15 protein-coding genes are annotated in these 15,098 nt (G+C 67.2%); 6 read left to right on the top strand and 9 right to left on the bottom strand.

Annotated features, from left to right (window positions below):
* Nucleotides 1-5 precede the first annotated feature (5 nt).
* Nucleotides 6-833: a fumarylacetoacetate hydrolase family protein gene (locus HGB39_RS10725; protein ID WP_005560561.1), complete on the top strand. Its 828-nt coding sequence runs from the start codon at nucleotides 6-8 to the stop codon at nucleotides 831-833.
* Nucleotides 834-846: 13 nt separating this feature from the next.
* Nucleotides 847-1,566, top strand: a complete 720-nt coding sequence (locus HGB39_RS10720) for a maleylpyruvate isomerase family mycothiol-dependent enzyme (RefSeq protein WP_043786853.1) — start codon at nucleotides 847-849, stop codon at nucleotides 1,564-1,566.
* A 14-nt stretch (nucleotides 1,567-1,580) separates the two neighbouring features.
* On the opposite strand, the gene HGB39_RS10715 is transcribed toward HGB39_RS10720, so the two are convergent.
* From HGB39_RS10715 to HGB39_RS10705, 3 genes are all read right to left on the bottom strand, one after another.
* Entirely contained in the window at nucleotides 1,581-2,243 is a 663-nt protein-coding gene (locus tag HGB39_RS10715) for a GntR family transcriptional regulator (RefSeq protein ID WP_043786848.1), read from the bottom strand.
* Nucleotides 2,244-2,370: 127 nt separating this feature from the next.
* Entirely contained in the window at nucleotides 2,371-3,750 is a 1,380-nt protein-coding gene (locus tag HGB39_RS10710) for an MFS transporter (protein ID WP_054248013.1), read from the bottom strand.
* A 318-nt stretch (nucleotides 3,751-4,068) separates the two neighbouring features.
* Nucleotides 4,069-4,950 (bottom strand): NAD(P)-dependent oxidoreductase, encoded by an 882-nt coding sequence (locus HGB39_RS10705; protein WP_005560570.1) that lies wholly within the window; start codon nucleotides 4,948-4,950, stop codon nucleotides 4,069-4,071.
* 352 nt (nucleotides 4,951-5,302) lie between these two features.
* Between HGB39_RS10705 and HGB39_RS10700 the strand changes: the two genes are divergently transcribed.
* Both HGB39_RS10700 and HGB39_RS10695 read left to right on the top strand, forming a co-directional pair.
* The gene (locus HGB39_RS10700) at nucleotides 5,303-5,950 is read left to right on the top strand and encodes a 4-carboxy-4-hydroxy-2-oxoadipate aldolase/oxaloacetate decarboxylase (RefSeq protein ID WP_043786856.1); all 648 of its coding nucleotides are present in this window, start codon (nucleotides 5,303-5,305) and stop codon (nucleotides 5,948-5,950) included.
* A 90-nt stretch (nucleotides 5,951-6,040) separates the two neighbouring features.
* Nucleotides 6,041-6,400: a WhiB family transcriptional regulator gene (locus tag HGB39_RS10695; RefSeq protein WP_081276556.1), complete on the top strand. Its 360-nt coding sequence runs from the start codon at nucleotides 6,041-6,043 to the stop codon at nucleotides 6,398-6,400.
* Nucleotides 6,401-6,494: 94 nt separating this feature from the next.
* On the opposite strand, the gene HGB39_RS10690 is transcribed toward HGB39_RS10695, so the two are convergent.
* The 6 genes from HGB39_RS10690 to HGB39_RS10665 form a co-directional block, all read right to left on the bottom strand.
* Nucleotides 6,495-7,259 carry an IclR family transcriptional regulator gene (locus tag HGB39_RS10690; RefSeq protein WP_005560574.1) on the bottom strand — a complete coding sequence of 255 codons (765 nt, stop codon included), beginning with the start codon at nucleotides 7,257-7,259 and terminating at the stop codon, nucleotides 6,495-6,497.
* 56 nt (nucleotides 7,260-7,315) lie between these two features.
* The gene (locus HGB39_RS10685; protein WP_043786859.1) at nucleotides 7,316-8,299 is read right to left on the bottom strand and encodes a cyclase family protein; all 984 of its coding nucleotides are present in this window, start codon (nucleotides 8,297-8,299) and stop codon (nucleotides 7,316-7,318) included.
* 8 nt (nucleotides 8,300-8,307) lie between these two features.
* Nucleotides 8,308-8,583, bottom strand: coding sequence for a hypothetical protein (locus HGB39_RS10680; protein WP_005560578.1), 276 nt, complete (start codon nucleotides 8,581-8,583; stop codon nucleotides 8,308-8,310).
* A gap of 19 nt (nucleotides 8,584-8,602) precedes the next feature.
* Nucleotides 8,603-9,940, bottom strand: coding sequence for a TRAP transporter large permease subunit (locus HGB39_RS10675; protein WP_005560580.1), 1,338 nt, complete (start codon nucleotides 9,938-9,940; stop codon nucleotides 8,603-8,605).
* A complete protein-coding gene (locus HGB39_RS10670) occupies nucleotides 9,937-11,298 on the bottom strand; it encodes an RraA family protein (protein ID WP_005560582.1) in 1,362 nt (453 codons plus the stop codon). Before HGB39_RS10670 ends, HGB39_RS10675 begins: the two co-directional genes overlap by 4 nt.
* A gap of 545 nt (nucleotides 11,299-11,843) precedes the next feature.
* Nucleotides 11,844-12,536: an SDR family NAD(P)-dependent oxidoreductase gene (locus HGB39_RS10665; protein ID WP_005560586.1), complete on the bottom strand. Its 693-nt coding sequence runs from the start codon at nucleotides 12,534-12,536 to the stop codon at nucleotides 11,844-11,846.
* A 134-nt stretch (nucleotides 12,537-12,670) separates the two neighbouring features.
* On the opposite strand from HGB39_RS10665, the gene HGB39_RS10660 reads away from it, so the two are divergent.
* Both HGB39_RS10660 and HGB39_RS10655 read left to right on the top strand, forming a co-directional pair.
* Nucleotides 12,671-13,564: a LysR family transcriptional regulator gene (locus HGB39_RS10660; protein ID WP_005252314.1), complete on the top strand. Its 894-nt coding sequence runs from the start codon at nucleotides 12,671-12,673 to the stop codon at nucleotides 13,562-13,564.
* A 151-nt stretch (nucleotides 13,565-13,715) separates the two neighbouring features.
* Nucleotides 13,716-15,080: an MFS transporter gene (locus HGB39_RS10655; RefSeq protein ID WP_005560587.1), complete on the top strand. Its 1,365-nt coding sequence runs from the start codon at nucleotides 13,716-13,718 to the stop codon at nucleotides 15,078-15,080.
* Nucleotides 15,081-15,098 lie beyond the last annotated feature (18 nt).

The raw sequence follows: 15,098 nt of genomic DNA, 5'->3' as shown, positions 1-15,098 counted from the left end.
ATCCCATGAAGCTTGCCACCCTGCGCCGCGCCGGCGCCACCGTCGCCGTCCGCGTCGATTCCGACACCACCGCCACGATCATCGACGGGTACCCGGACCTGTCCGCCCTGCTGGCCGACCCGGACTGGAAAACCTTCGCGCAGAACGCGTCCGGTGCCACCGTCGACCTCGACGGGGCCGATTACGCCCCGGTGGTCCCGAACCCGGGGAAGATCATCTGCGTCGGCTTGAACTACGCGAACCACATCCAGGAGATGGGCCGGGATCTGCCCGAGTACCCGACCCTGTTCTCGAAATTCAAGGAAGCCCTCACCGGCCCGTACGACGACGTGATCGTCCCGTCGTATGCCGCCGCCCAGTTGGATTGGGAGGGGGAGTTGGCGTTCGTCGTCGGCAGGCAGGCGTATCAGGTGCCGGAGGCGGACGCCGAGCAGTACATCGCCGGGTATTCGGTGATGAACGATTACACGATGCGCGACTACCAGTACCGGACGCTGCAGTGGGATCAGGGCAAGACGTTCGAGAAGACCAGCGGTTTCGGGCCGTTCCTGACGACCACCGACTCGTACACGTTCGGCGGGACACTGGAGACGAAACTGGAAGGGCAGGTGGTGCAGTCCACCACCACCGACGATCTGGTGTTCACCCCGGCCAGGCTGGTGGAGTACATCTCGCACATCGTGACGTTGCAGCCCGGTGACGTGGTGATCACCGGCACCCCGGGCGGGGTGGGGCACGCCCGTAAGCCCGGTCTCTACATTCAGGACGGGCAGACCGTCGAGGTCACCATCGAGGGCCTGGGCACCGTCCGCAACACGACGATCGTCAAATAAGGGGGTGCACCCGGTGGGTTTCCACGACCTCGACTTGTCCGAGCGGTTGCTGATCGCGCGCCGCGGTACCGCGTACTTCGCGCAGCGCCTGGCCGAGCTGTCCGACGAGCAGCTGTCCGAGCCGACCGGGTTGGCGGGGTGGTCGCGGCGACACCTGGTGGCGCACGTCGGCTACAACGCGGCCGCGTTGTGCCGGCTGCTGGACTGGGCGGCGTCGGGCGTGGAGACCCCGATGTATGCGTCGGCGGAGCAGCGGGGCCGGGAGATCGCCGAGGGCACCACCCTGTCGGCGGCGGCGCTGCGGAACCTGTTCGACCACACCGTCGCCCGGCTCGACGAGAAATGGCGCAACCTGCCCGCCTCGGCGTGGGATGCGCAGGTCCGCACCGCGCAGGGCCGTCTGGTGCCCGTGTCGGAGACGGCGTGGATGCGCACCCGGGAGGTGTGGATCCATGCGGTGGACCTCGGCAACGGCGGCCGGTTCGGCGACTTCCCCGACGTGGTCCTCGAGTCGCTGCTCACCGACATCGTCGGGATGTGGCAGCGCAAGGACCTCGGCACACGCCTGATACTCGCGGTCGACGGAGGTGAACCGGTTGCGGTGCAGCCGGATTCACCGCCCGCGGAGAAGGTGTCCGGGCCCCTCGCCGCGGTCGTGCGGTGGGCCGCCGGACGCGGCACCGTCGGCGTGAACATCGACGGTGAAGTCGAGGAACCGCCTCGTTGGCTTTGATCGACAACGGTGTCTCAGTCGTCCGGGTGTGATTGTCCGAAACGTCCGGCGTCGAAGGCGACGTGTCCGACGCCGATGTGGGCGGACATGAGGGATTCGGCGACGGTGCGGTTCTGTGCGGCGATGGCGTCGGTGATGTCGCGGTGGAACTGGATGCTGCGGGCGATGTCGGTGTCGGAGTAGTAGAAGTAGGTTCCGAGGGTGACCGAGGTGTACGCGAGTTGTTCGGCGATCTTGTACAGGCGAGGTGACCGTGCGGCCGAGAGAACGAGCAGGTGGAACTCGCGGTTGTTGTGGTGCAGATCGTCTTTATAGGTGGACTTCTTCGCTGCGGCGATCTTCGCCATCTCGTCGACGGACTTGCGCAGCTCCGCGCACTCGTCCGCGGATCGGCGTTCGGCGGCTAGGCCCGCGCCGCGGGATTCGAGGACGCAGCGCAGTTCGAAGACCTCGTCGACGTCGGAGCGGGTCCATTGCGCGACGAACGCACCGCGGTGCGGTTCGGTCTGGATCAGTCCTTCCTCCGTGAGGCGGCGGAGTGCGGCCCTGACCGGGGTGCGGCTGACATCGAGTTCGTCGCAGAGCTGTCCCTCGGTGAGGTGCGCGCCCGGCGCGTAGTGTCCGGCCATGATTCGGCTCCGGACCAGTTCGTAGACCATGGAACTCGATTGAGCCATCGGGTGTCTCCTCTGTCTGCGTTATCCACCCACGATGAGCAAGATTGTACTTCGATCGTACTGTTCTCTTATGGGTCTGAGCGGGCTCGCCGAGGCGAGCCCGCTCAGTGCGGATTGGGAGGGTGGGTCAGGAAACGCGGACGCCGTCCACTTCGGATAACTCCCGGGCGTCGGTGGCCGCGAGTTCCCGGGCCTTGGCCTCGGCCTCGCGGACGAACCGGAGCCGGGTGACCAGGCCCGCGGCGAGGATGAGCATGGCTGCGACGATGGACAGGCCCCAGTAGATGCCGCCGGTGGCGGTTTCGAGGGCGCCGAAGCCGAAGGGTCCGACGAATCCGCCGAGGTTGGCGAGCGAATTGATCGAGGCCAGGCCGACGGCGGCGGCGGGTCCCGTCAGGAACAACGACGGCAGCGCCCAGAACGGTCCGTAGGTGGCGTAGACGGCGACGGTGATGACGACCAGCAGGATCACCGAGAACCACAGGCTGTCCTGGACGAAGACCATCGACACCAGGCCGGCGGCGGCGACGAGCAACGGAATCCCGACATGCCAGCGGCGTTCACCGCCTCGGTCCGAGTGCCGGGCCCACCAGACCATGAAGATCGCGGCGGCGGCGTACGGGAGGGCGGTGATGAACCCGACGGAGGTGTTGCTGAGTCGGTCGCCGAGTCCGGAGATGATGCTGGGGGTGAAGAAGGCGAGGACGTAGATCGCGACGGACTTGCTGTAGTAGATGAACGACAGCGACAGGGTGCGGATCCCGGCGAGGCTGCGGAGGAACGACACCTGGCCGTGGGCGGCGGCCTTGGCCCGGTTCTCGGCTTCGATGGTCTCGGTCAGCCAGTCCGCTTCGTCACGGGTGAGCCACTTGGCCTTGTGTGGGCCGTCGACCAGGACGAACAGAGTGACGAAGCCGAGCATGACAGCAGGGATGCCCTCGAGGATGAACACCCAGCGCCAGCTCTCGACGCCGAACCAGTGCACATGATCGAGGATCATCCCGGACAGTGGGCCCGCGATGAGGGTGGCCACCGGCAGGGCGATCATGAACTGGGCGACGACGCGGGCGCGTTCACGTTCGGGGAACCACAGCGTCAGGTACAGCAGCACACAGGGGAAGAAACCGGCCTCGGCGATACCGAGAACCGTTCGTGCGATGGCTAATTGGGTGAAGTCGTGCACGAAGCCGGTCAGGACGGCAACGGCGCCCCAGCTGAAGAGGATGCGGGCGATCCACTTGCGGGCGCCGACCTTGCGCATCAGCATGTTGCTCGGCACCTCGAACAGGAAGTACCCGATGGAGAACAGCCCCGCGGCGAGCCCGAACTGTGCCTTGGTGATCCCGAGGTCGGCGTTCATCTCCAGGGCGGCGTATCCGACGTTGGCGCGGTCGATGAACGCCATGATGTAGAGCACCACCAGGAATGGCAGGACCCGCATCTTGATCTTGCGGATCACCGCGCTGCGGTAGGCGCCGACCTCGGGCGCGTCCAGGTCACGTGACATCGGTGGGCTCCTTCGTACAAAGCTGCTGGGAAGTCGAGGGCGGTCATTCATCCCGTGGGATTGGACGCTGCCGTGACGGGCCGCACCAGGTTGCTGTGTTGCGCGCCACACTCGATCGGTTACGAACATACAATTTGAGAACAATATTCGCAATACTGCCATGTCAAATCAGGCACTTCAGTGTCTTTGTTTCTGAAATTGTCGTCGTCGGCGGTCGGAAGTGCTCGCCTGTCGGCGCTGGGTGCGCGTAGCGCGCCACCTGCCGACCCCGGACGCGCGGCCGGGGCCGGCAGGAAAGTGGTGGACTGCGAGTTGAGCTCAGACCGCCGCAGGGATGTCGGCCTCGGACACGCTGAGCATCCACGCGAGCGCGGAATCGATGGATGTCGCGGCGTCCGGGCCGGGCGGGTGGGCGGCCAGTGAATGCACCGAGCGCTCGTAGAGCGTGCGCGTGCCCGCGAGTACCGACGAGGGCAGATGAGCCTGGTCGAGCTGGGCGACGGCGCGTTCGACCTCGTGCGAGCGGCGCTCGGCGTGCAGGAGGTGACTGCGCACCACCGCATCGAGGAAGGTGGTGAATCCTTGGGTGTCGATGTCGCCGAGTACGCGGTAGAGCTCCTCACGCACACCCTGCTTCTCCGCCGACACCAGGCACTCGACCGCCAGCGCCTCGATCCCCTTGGTCAGCACGGTGCGCAGCAGCTTCAACGCCGCCGCATCCCCGGGCCGGGCGTTCTCCAGCGCCCGCGCCGGCGCCCCGATGGTGGCGAAGTCGGCCACCGCCGTCGCAGCCGCCTCCCCCGAAACCAGCAGGGACGTGCGCAGGCCCGTCATGCCGATGGCACCCATGATCACCGCATCCGCGTACTCGATCCCCTTGGTGTGCAGAAGCTCCGACGAGCGCAGTTTGTCCGCCGGGGTGGCGGTACTCAGATCGACGAACATTGCCCCGGGTGACACGAAGGCTCCGGACTGCTCGGCCACCGCCGCGGCGACGTCGCCGGTCACGCACGACCACACCCGGTCCACGCCGGCGAGCCAGTCGCCCAGACGCTCGTGAAGCGTCAAGCCCAGCTCGATCGCCAGATCGCGCGCCGCCGGTGACGGATACGCATCGCAGAGGACGACCTCGAAGGACTCCGCCGCGACCCGGGCATACAGGCGGCCCACTTCACCGCATCCGATGATCGCCAACTTCATGATCTTCTCCTACCTCAGAGTGAGTACAAAATATGAGCGATAGTCCGGCAACGGCCCGTCAACTACCTGTTCGGATCTCTATGGTGACAGAGATTGTTCTGATAATGTACTTTTTTGTCAGATCAGTTACCAGGTGCCACCGCACCCGGCAGCGGTGGAAGCCCTCGTCCTCCGGTTCCGGTGACCCGCGCCAACCGCGCAGCACCGGAGCGGCTCCACAAATCCGAAGCTCCACCCCGTGACCGCCGGTCCGCAGTCCGCCGGTCGCACCCCACATCTGCAGAGCCGCAACATCTTCGGCAGACCCCACCACAGTCGCGACGGCACGACCGCGCAGAAACAGGAGAACACCATGAGCACTCGACCCACCGACGAGCAACTCGCCCGCCTCCGCGAGCTGGGTGCCGCCACCATCTACGAGGCCCAGGGGCAGCGCGGCTCCATCGATGCCGTGATCAAGCCGATCGACCCGTCGATGAAGCTTGCCGGTCCCGCGCTCACAGTGGACGCCGGTCCCGCCGACAACCTCATGCTGCACGCCGCCCTGCAGCACGCCCGCCCCGGCGACATCCTCGTCGCCGACGCGCGCGGCTTCCTCGACGCCGGAGCCTGGGGTGACGTGCTCACCGCCGCAGCGCAGAAGGCAGGGATCGCCGGCCTCGTCATCCACGGCGCGGTCCGCGACGCCGAAGAGATCATCGGCATGAAGTTCCCGCTCTTCGCCAAGGGCCTGTCGATTCGGGGCACGACCAAGGCCTACAAGGGCAGCATCGGCCAACCCGTCGACATCGCGGGCACTACCGTGCACAACGGCGACGTCATCGTCGGGGACCGCGACGGCCTGGTTGTGGTCTACGCCGGCGAGGTCGAATCCGCCCTCGAGCTCGCCCAGGCCCGCGAGGACAAGGAAACCAAGTTCCGCGAACAGATCGCCGAGGGTGCCTCCACCGTCGAACTCCTCGGTCTGGCCGGGACACTGAGTAGCTACTTTCCGAACTGACCCCGAGCTGACCGGAGTGGAGCGGGACGATGCCATCACTCAGCCTGACCGTGCCTACCCCAGCCTTGTACCCAGCTCTGGGACTGGCAGATGCACGCTCGGTGCCGGGACACCGGCGCCGAGCTGTTCTTCGCCCGCGACGGCGAAGGTCGAGGCGCGCGCATCCGCCGCGAACGGCAGGCGAAAGCCGTCTGCGCCACCTGTCCCGTGCAACGCGAGTGCCACACCCACGCAATCACCGTGGGCGAACCCTACGGCGTCTGGGGTGGCACCTCCGAAGCAGACCGGCGATGGCGCGATCCCGACTCACCACCACGCGACGCAACCACACGGAACGGCCGGAAGCGGCCATTGCGGATTTCCTCGAAACACTCGGCGCCCGGGCATAACCCGGTGCGGCGAACATCGCCGAACGGCGCCCAGGTTTGGGCGAAGGCGACGATGTCTTGACTACGTGAAGGTTTGGCCATTGCTCCGATTGCTGGTTTGCCTGTCGGGGTAGCCGGTCTGAACAGGAATCGTCGGCCGGAAGCGAACTGTCCGGCTAGCCGGCGACGGGTACCCGTGTGCCGAGAGTGGTTGCGGCGCGGCGGACTTCGGGGATCAGGTGGTCGATCTGGGTGTCGGTGAGTGTGTCGGCGGGTCCGGTGACGCCGAGGACGGCGACGAGGGTGCCGTCGGCGGCACGGACGGGGGCGGTGACGGAGGCGATGCCGTAGAGGCGTTCGCTGACCGACACGGCGAAGCCGTCGCTGCGGATCTTTTCGAGTTGGGCGAACAGTTCCGCTTTCGACACGGTCGCACCGCTGGCGAGGGCCATGTCGCCGATACCGCCGAGGATCTCGTCGACCTCCGCGGTGTCGAGATGAGCGAGGATCGTCTTCCCGGCGCCGCCCAGGTAGAGCGGCAGGCGCTCACCGACGGGGAGGATGTAGTTGAGCGGATGGTCGCTTTCCACCCGCGCGATGAGCACTCGGGAGGATTCGACCTTCACATACATCGACGCGGTGAACCCCGTACTCGCGGCGAGCTGCTGCAGCATGGGCTGGGCAAGGACACTGAGCGGGTTGGTGACCATGAACGCGTGCGCGACCGCGAGCGCAGCGGGCCCGGCGGTGTAGGTGTCGCCGATGCGGGCGGCGTACCCGCGTTCGAGGAGCACGCCGAGGATCCGCTGCACGGTGGCGACGTGCAGTGATGCGTGGCGGGCGACTTCGCTGAGCCGCAGGGGCTGCTTTGCCTCTTGGAGGACGCCGAGCACGTCGAACGCGCGGTCCAGTGATCGCATGTTGTTGGTCGGCGCCGCCATGTTTCCTCCTCGATTCACCTACTTTCGATGAAACTTATCATTGTGCGATAAACCTGTCAGCGGATGGCGGTCGCGTTGCAGGGCGAACCGACCCCGCCGACGAAGTTGAGTGGTTTGACGGTGACCAGGGCGTCCCAGGTGTGAGTGCGGCGGCTGTCCACGGCGAGTGCGGTGAGGTTCCACAGTTCGCCGAGGGGGACGCCGAGTTTGCCGATCAGTTCCTGGTGCATCATTCCGGCATCCTCGGGAGCGGACTCCGTGAACGGGCTGTCGGGGAGGACGGGGAGAACTTCGACGGCGAAGGTGTCGGTGCCGAAGAGCGCGATCTTGTTGTTCCACAACCACTGTGCGAGGTAGCGGCTCTGTGCGAAGCCGGTGGAGCGGCGACCGGAGCGGACCTCGTTGCGTTGGTCGTCGGTGGCGGTGAGGTACCAGTGTGCCCAGCCGGTGTGGACGAGAATCAGGTCACCGCCGCGGATCTCGCAGCCTTGGCGCTGCGCGGCGGCGTCCAGGTCGGCAGGGTCGAGCGCCGGACCCTGGGCGTGGTCGAGCGGATGCCCGCGCTCGGCGTGAAGCGCTTCGAGGTCGAGGAGCAAGCCGCGGCCGACGATCGGGTCCTGCGACCAGGCCTGGATCCCGAGCGCCGGGGACCCTTCGGTGACCTGGTCGTCGGGAATACCCCCGTAGAAGCCTTGCCCGGACACCCGTCGGTGGCGCAATCCGTCGAGGTGACTGCTGGCTTGCAGGTAGAAACCGTCGAGGAGGTCGTCGCGGGATTCGGCGTGCGCGGAGACGATTGTGTGCTTCGGCGCCGTGCGCGACCGGGCCATCGGTGGGTCGAACGCGCCGAGCGGATAGTCGAGGGCGAACACCGCACCCCGGGTGACCAGGGTGGCGGCGTCGCGGACCTGCCCGGGGCCGGCGAAGTTCGCCGTCCCCCGGTCCCGGTTGTCGAAGACTCCCCAACTCGACCCGGCCGGGGCGCCGTCGGTGCGGGCGCACAGGTCGGCGTAGGTGGAGTCGGCACCGATCGTGCTCATCGACCTGGTCATCCGACGTGTTCGGCGGTGCGGGCGGGAGAGTCCTCGTTTCCGAGGGCGTCCTCCTCTCCGCCGTGGTGGAAGTACGACAAGACGAAGGCGAGCAGTCCGGCGATGCCTGCGGCACCGTAGGCGTACGGGGCGAGCAGTTCCTCGACGTGGGTGACGACGACGCCGTCGCCGAGGATCAGTCCGACGGATTGACCGAGCACGATCGCCAGTCCGCCGAGCAGGAACGCGACGACGCTGATGCGGAAGAGGGTAGAGAAGCTTTTCTGGAACATGACGTGTCCTGTCGCGGGATCAGACGGGGAGGAGGCCGAGGGCGATCAGTACCCCGATGCCGAGGATGGGAATGCAGTAGTACTTCAGGAGCGGCATGAAAATCTTCGACGGGTCGATCCGGGCGATCCCGGAGGCGACGTAGATGGGAGCGCCCGAGGGTGGGGAGGCGCCCTCGGTGGACGCGAAGACCAAGACGGCGGCCGCGGCCACGGGGGCGGCGATACCGGTGCCGACCAGGGCGGCGACGGCGACGGGGCCGACCGAGGCCATGGTGGCAGAGGCGGTCAGCGGGATCGCGATGATGACGATGATGATCCCGACGAGGATCGCCATCAGCCAGGACGGTGCGCTGAGGCTTTCGAGCATCGCGGTCAGCTGCTGAGGCAGTTTCAGCTTGGCGAGCACCGCCGACGCGGAGAACGCGGCAACGATGGTGATACCGATGACGCCGAACTGGGGGGCGGCGTCGCCGAGGACCTTCCACCAGCCCGTGCTGGTCTTGGGCAGGTGCCGGCGCCCGAGGAAGAGCACCAGCAGGATCATCAGGACGGGGATCCAGGTGATCAGGCTCAGGGCACTCGACATCACCAGGTCGGTGTAGTGCGCGATGGGTGCGGCGACCGGACCGCGGGTGAGCAGCAGCGGGATCAGGATCGGGACGAACAGCAACAGCGAGGTCCACCCGACCCGCAGGCTCCGCTTCACCGGGATCCGGTCTTCCGGTGCGATCGGCTGCAGGCCGTTCTTGCGGACCAGGTAGTAGCTCAGCACCAGTCGGTAGCCGAGGCACCAGAGGCCGGCGATGGCGAGCGGGACGATGATGTCGTCGGCGGCCATCATCCCGGTGACGGTGCTGGACCCGACCAGGATGAACATGGTCGCGCTGAACGGGAACGTCACGCCCATGCCCGCGCAGCCGGCGACGACGGTGGCGGAGAGTTCGCCGCTGACGCCGGAGCGTTTCATCCACGGCACGGTGACTGAGCCGACCGCGGCGGTGACCGAAGCGCCGACATGCGCGATGGCACCGAACATGCCGCCGGCGACGGTGGACGTGTAGATCGGACCGCCGCGCAGGCGGCCGAGGAACGAGTTGAGGATGTCGATGAGCCGGTCCAGCACCGGGGTCCTCGCGAGGATGAAGCTCATGAAGATGAACGCCAGCCCGGCGAACGTCACTTCCTCCTGCATCGAATTGACGAAGCCCTCCCACATGTACTTCGGAGCGTCACGGCCGGCGAACGCACCGACGACGACGAACCCGACGATCATCGCCTCACCGATGTTGCGTTTGAGCACCGCATTCCAGAAGACGATGGACGCTATGAACGCCAGCAACGCCCAGATGGCAATCATGCCGCGACCTTACGGGCGGCGATGATCGCGGCCCGACGCTGCGCCTCGTCGGCTTCGACCGCCCGGCCACCCGCCAGGCTGGTGAACGCTTCGGCCGCCGGGATGATGATGACGCCGTCGTCGTCCGCGACGACGAGGTCGCCGGGGGCGCAGACGACACCGCCGACCGCGACCGGGACGTCGATCTTGCCGGGGCCGTCCTTGTAGGGGCCCGAGGGGTTCACCGCACGGGCCCACACGCCGAACCCGATCTCCTGCAGGACATCGATGTCGCGGGCGGCGCCGTCGATGATCATGCCGACGCAGCCGCGGGAGCGGGCGCGTTCGGCGATCAACTCACCCATCAAGGCCCGATTCTGGTCGCCCTGTCCGTTGATGACAATCACCTCACCAGCCTGCACCTTCGCCAGCGCTTCATGCAGCGCCTTGTTGTCGCCGGCCCGGGTCCACACCGTGCGGGCACGGCCGACGATCCGTGCGCCCTTCCACATGGCATGGATACCCGAATCGACCATGCCCATGCGCTGGCGGGCGTCGCCGATGTTGGCGACCGGGAGCCCGGCGTAGGCCTCGAGCAACTCGTCGGTGGCGCGTCCATTCGCATCGGCGAGGGTGCGGTGCACCTCGGTCGTCGCGGACGCGAGGACCGGGCGGACACCAAGGGTGTCGAGGAGCTCGACCGAGGCGGCCGCCTCCACCGAGCGTCGGGCGGCGTGCTTGCGGGTGCCGTCCCGCAGCCGGTCCAGGGCCGAGAAGCTGCCGGACAGCTCACCGGCGATCTGCGCACGCACCCACTGCTCGGCGTCGGCAGCGATCCCGGCATCGACCGATTCGACGATCAACGCGCCGAGGCCCTTCATGAACGCGCTGCGCAGCAGCTTGCGGTTCGACGCGTCCCCGGGCGCACCGGAGATGTCCTCGACCGTGGCGCCGAGTGCCTCGAAATACGCGGCCGCCGCGGTCGATCCGTCGCCACTGACCACCAGGGCGGTACGCGCCCCGTGGGCGGGGACGGACCCGACCACCGCGACATCGGCGAACGCAGCGCCGGCCGCGCCGACCACGTCGGCGACCTGCGCCTTGATCTCGGCTGGCGCGGCATTCATGTCCGCATAGCAAATGCCGTCCGACAGATGCGGTGCGGCGTCGGTCGCCGCCCGCACCGCCACCTTCGCGCTGGCCAGGCTCAGCACCAGATCCGCACCTCGCACGGTGTCGGCGACGTCGTCGAAGCGCAGCACTCCCGCGGGGGTGGCGGTGTCGGCCGGGTCGAACCCGGTCACCTCCCAGCCCTTCGCGAGGAATCCCGACGAGTAGAGACTTCCGGCTTCGCCCAAGCCGAGGATCGCAACCTTCATAATTTCCTCTCATAGTGTGATAACCTCTATCACATGATGCGGTAATGGTGGTCACACTGCATCGCCGTTGTCAAGGCATCGAGAGTTGAGAGGGATTGATCGCGAAAGTGACCACCGCACGCGGGGACAGCGCAGGATCCCGCGCTATTCGGCGTGCTGACGTGCAGGTTCGCAACTACCGTCGAGTGGGGTTCGCGAGTCGTACAGCAACGAGGATTTGCGTGGGCCGGTGCTCGAGAATCGAGGCTGACCGGGGAATCGTGCGCGGAGATGGCAGGGGAGGACCGAGAATCCGGGAACCCGCGCACTTGTGAATGTGGGTGACCACGCCAAGGTGCATGCCGGCGCCGCCTCGGAGTTCATCATTAGCGAGCATCGGCGGCGCCGGCGGCGGCCACCGAAGGAGTAGTACGCGGTGGGGACGCGGATGGGGACGTCGATGCCGACCATGCCGACCTCGGCCTCGTTCTGGAACTGTCGGGCGGCGCCGCCGTCGCTGGTGACCAAGGCGGTCCATTGCCGAACTTGCTGGAGCGAGTGTCCCGCTAGTACGACGCCCGGCCACCGCTGGCGTCGTAGACGGCGCCGGTCGAGAAGCTGAGCGCCTCCGAGCACAGCCATGCGACGAGTTCGGCGATCTCCTCGGGCCGACCCATCCGGGCCATCGGGGTCAGGCTCTGTGACCGCGCGAGGGTCGCCGGGTCGGTGCCGGCATTCATCGGGCTCTCCACCGCGGCGGGGGCCACCACGTTGGCCAGGACACCGGTTTGCGCGACCTCCTTGCCGAGCGATTTCGTCAGCGCGACCACGGCCGCCTTCGACGCCGAGTAGGCGCTCTGGTTGGGATTTCCATCCTTCGCCGCGATGCTCGCCAGATTCACGACCCGCCCCCAGCCTGCGTCGGCCATGGCCGGCACGAACGCGCGGCAGAGGAGGAACGTCCCGTCGACGTTGATGCGGAACGTGCGGCGCCAGTCCTCGAGGTCGACGGCCACCAGGGGAGCGGACGGTCCCACGACACCGGCGCTGTTGACGAGGATGTCGACGCTGCCGAGCCGGGCGGCGAGCTTCTCGACGGCGTCGGCGTCGGTGACGTCGAGTTGCTCGTCGGCCCCGGCGGCGACGTCGGCGGTGACGACGCGGACCCCGGCGCCGGCGAGGCGTTTCGCGCACGCCGCACCGATTCCGCTCGCTCCGCCGGTGACGAGCGCGGTCGCGCCCTCGGGATACGTGGCCATGGTGGTCTCTCCTCGCGACTGTGTGCGCATTAGTCTTGTTCTATGTGCGAAATCAGAATGATCGGTTTCACACTGTGTGCGAATTGGAATATATGGGCTGAGCCACACTCGTCAAACTCGCCGAAGGGAATCCGATGGAGATTCGCTGGCTGCAAGCGTTCGTCGCCGTCGCCGAAGAACTGCATTTCGGCAGGGCCGCCGCGCGGCTCCAGATGGCCCAGTCGCCGCTGAGTCAGACGGTGCGCAAACTCGAGAAGGACATCGGCGTGCCGTTGTTCGAGCGGAGCACCCGCAGTGTGGCCCTGACGTCGGCCGGCCACACGTTCCTGCCGCACGCCTACCGCATTCTCGAGAGTGTCGACATCGCGCGGCAGGCCACCCGCGCGTCCGCCGGGGGCGTGTACGGCCGCATCAAGATCGGCTTCACGGGCGTGCTCAATCACCTGTCGCTGCCCCCGCTCACCCGTGCACTCCGGCAGCGCTACCCCGACATCGAACTCACCCTCGTCGGACGCATCATGACCCGCGACGCCATCACTCAACTGGACAGTGGCGCACTCGATCTCGCGTTCGTCGGACTTCCCGTGGAGACCGCCTCGGTGTCCACCCGGTTGATCCGCCGCGAGCCGTTCGGGGCGGTGCTCCCGGCGGACCACCCGCTCGCGTCGGAGCCGGAGATCGACTTGCGCGACCTCGCCGAAGACGGGTTCGTCACGACACCGCTGTCGGCAGGCTCGGCATTGCAGGAGGTCGCGATGCGGGCCTGTGTCGATGCGGGATTCCGTCCCCGCGTGGTGCAGGAGATCACCGACCCGTACATGATCCTGATGCTGGTGGCGACGGGTGTCGGCGTGGCGCTCATGACGTCGGGCATTGCCGCGCTCACGCCCCCGGGCACGGTGTTCGTGCCGCTCACCGGTGAGCCGATCTACATGAACCACGGACTCGCCTGGTCCCCGCGTCGGGTCTCCGACGCGCTCCGGGTGGCCCTCGCGGTATCGGAGGACATTCTCCCGACTCCCGATTAGGACATTTTCGGTCTATATCTAAGACTTTTTTTGCGCTGGACTGCGCATAGTCCGCCATGACACGCTCGTCACGGTCCGGAACTTCGTGTGAGGTGGGTCACCTCCGAAGAAGCCTTGCGGCGCACCGGATCCCTGGGACGAAAGGAACACCATGGCAAGCACGTCTACTCGCGACACCGGGGGACAACCGAACGAGAACGCCCGCCGGGCCGCCGTCTCGGGATTCCTCGGCAGCACGCTCGAGTACTACGACTTCTTCATCTACGGGTCCGCGGCAGCGCTGGTCTTCCCGCGGATCTTCTTCCCGGGCGGAGGAGCCACGGCGACCCTGCTGTCGATCGGCACGCTCGGTGTGGCGTACATCGCGCGTCCACTCGGCGCAGTGCTGTGGGGACATCTCGGGGATCGATACGGGCGCAAGAATTCGCTGCTGGCGTGCCTCCTGCTCATGGGTATCGCGACCGTGGTCGTCGGCTGCCTGCCCACGTACGACCAGATCGGTATCGCCGCGCCCATCATCCTGGTGCTCCTGCGATTGCTGCAGGGCCTGTCGGCCGGCGGCGAATCGCCCGGGTCCTCCGCGTTGACTCTCGAACACGCACCGGACAACCGTCGCTCGTTCTACACCTCGTTCACCATGAGCGGCATCATGTTCGGCATCGTCATCTCGAGCCTGGTGTTCATTCCCGTGGCCGCGCTGCCCGACGACGCGCTCTACTCGTGGGGCTGGCGTGTGCCCTTCCTGCTCAGCATCGTCGTGACGGGTGTTGCGGTCTGGCTGCGTCGCAAGCTCGACGAGCCGGAGGTCTTCGAAGAGCTGAAGGAACACGACGACACGGCGGGCATCCCCGTCGTCGAGATGTTCCGCTCGCACTGGCGCACCGTGATCCGCATCAGCCTCAGCGCGACGTTCGCGATGATCAACACCATCGTCAACGTCTTCGCGCTGGCGTACGCCGTGCAGGTCGCCGGGCTCGAACGCTCCACGATGCTGTGGGCCATCGCCGTCGCCAACTTCGTGGCGGTCCTCACCCAGCCGCTGTTCGGAATGCTCGCCGACCGGATCGGCCGCAAACCGGTGTTCGTGACGGGCGCCGTCGGTGCCGCCGGCATGGTGTTCGTGTTCTTCCACGCGATCGGAACGGGCAGCGCGCCGATGGTGTTCGCGGCCGGCATCGTCCTGATCGGCCTGTTCTACGCGATGCCCAACGGCGTGTACCCGGCGTACTTCCCCGAGCAGTTCCCCGCCAAGGTCCGGTACACGGGAATGGCCGTGAGCCTCATGCTGGGACTGTTGGTCGCCGGCTTCACCCCGGCCATCGCGCAGTGGCTGTCGGCGGGCGACACCGCGAACTGGACCCCGGTCGCCTGGATGTGCCTGGGCTTCGCGCTGCTGTCGTCGGTCGCCGCGCTCACCGGCCCCGAGACGTACCGCACACCCACCGAGCAGCTCGGCGAACCCGGCACGACGACGGTCGGCACCCGGCACCAGGCGCTCGTCCGCACCGAGGCCTGACCTGACCGGACCTTCACC

It is taken from the genome of Rhodococcus opacus (assembly GCF_012396235.1).
In the GTDB taxonomy this organism is placed as follows: Bacteria; Actinomycetota; Actinomycetes; order Mycobacteriales; family Mycobacteriaceae; genus Rhodococcus_F; species Rhodococcus_F opacus.
The sequence above is the reverse complement of the archived record's forward strand: the minus strand, read 5'-3'. Positions and strand labels throughout refer to the sequence as shown.

What these genes read in the sequence shown, in the direction of transcription:
- HGB39_RS10725 (WP_005560561.1), top strand. Translation starts at nt 6, where the DNA reads ATGAAGCTTGCCACCCTGCGCCGCGCCGGCGCCACCGTCGCCGTCCGC.
- HGB39_RS10715 (WP_043786848.1), bottom strand. Translation starts at nt 2,243, where the DNA reads ATGGCTCAATCGAGTTCCATGGTCTACGAACTGGTCCGGAGCCGAATC.
- HGB39_RS10710 (WP_054248013.1), bottom strand. Translation starts at nt 3,750, where the DNA reads ATGTCACGTGACCTGGACGCGCCCGAGGTCGGCGCCTACCGCAGCGCG.
- HGB39_RS10705 (WP_005560570.1), bottom strand. Translation starts at nt 4,950, where the DNA reads ATGAAGTTGGCGATCATCGGATGCGGTGAAGTGGGCCGCCTGTATGCC.
- HGB39_RS10700 (WP_043786856.1), top strand. Translation starts at nt 5,303, where the DNA reads ATGAGCACTCGACCCACCGACGAGCAACTCGCCCGCCTCCGCGAGCTG.
- HGB39_RS10695 (WP_081276556.1), top strand. Translation starts at nt 6,041, where the DNA reads ATGCACGCTCGGTGCCGGGACACCGGCGCCGAGCTGTTCTTCGCCCGC.
- HGB39_RS10690 (WP_005560574.1), bottom strand. Translation starts at nt 7,259, where the DNA reads ATGGCGGCGCCGACCAACAACATGCGATCACTGGACCGCGCGTTCGAC.
- HGB39_RS10685 (WP_043786859.1), bottom strand. Translation starts at nt 8,299, where the DNA reads ATGAGCACGATCGGTGCCGACTCCACCTACGCCGACCTGTGCGCCCGC.
- HGB39_RS10680 (WP_005560578.1), bottom strand. Translation starts at nt 8,583, where the DNA reads ATGTTCCAGAAAAGCTTCTCTACCCTCTTCCGCATCAGCGTCGTCGCG.
- HGB39_RS10675 (WP_005560580.1), bottom strand. Translation starts at nt 9,940, where the DNA reads ATGATTGCCATCTGGGCGTTGCTGGCGTTCATAGCGTCCATCGTCTTC.
- HGB39_RS10670 (WP_005560582.1), bottom strand. Translation starts at nt 11,298, where the DNA reads ATGAAGGTTGCGATCCTCGGCTTGGGCGAAGCCGGAAGTCTCTACTCG.
- HGB39_RS10665 (WP_005560586.1), bottom strand. Translation starts at nt 12,536, where the DNA reads ATGGCCACGTATCCCGAGGGCGCGACCGCGCTCGTCACCGGCGGAGCG.
- HGB39_RS10660 (WP_005252314.1), top strand. Translation starts at nt 12,671, where the DNA reads ATGGAGATTCGCTGGCTGCAAGCGTTCGTCGCCGTCGCCGAAGAACTG.
- HGB39_RS10655 (WP_005560587.1), top strand. Translation starts at nt 13,716, where the DNA reads ATGGCAAGCACGTCTACTCGCGACACCGGGGGACAACCGAACGAGAAC.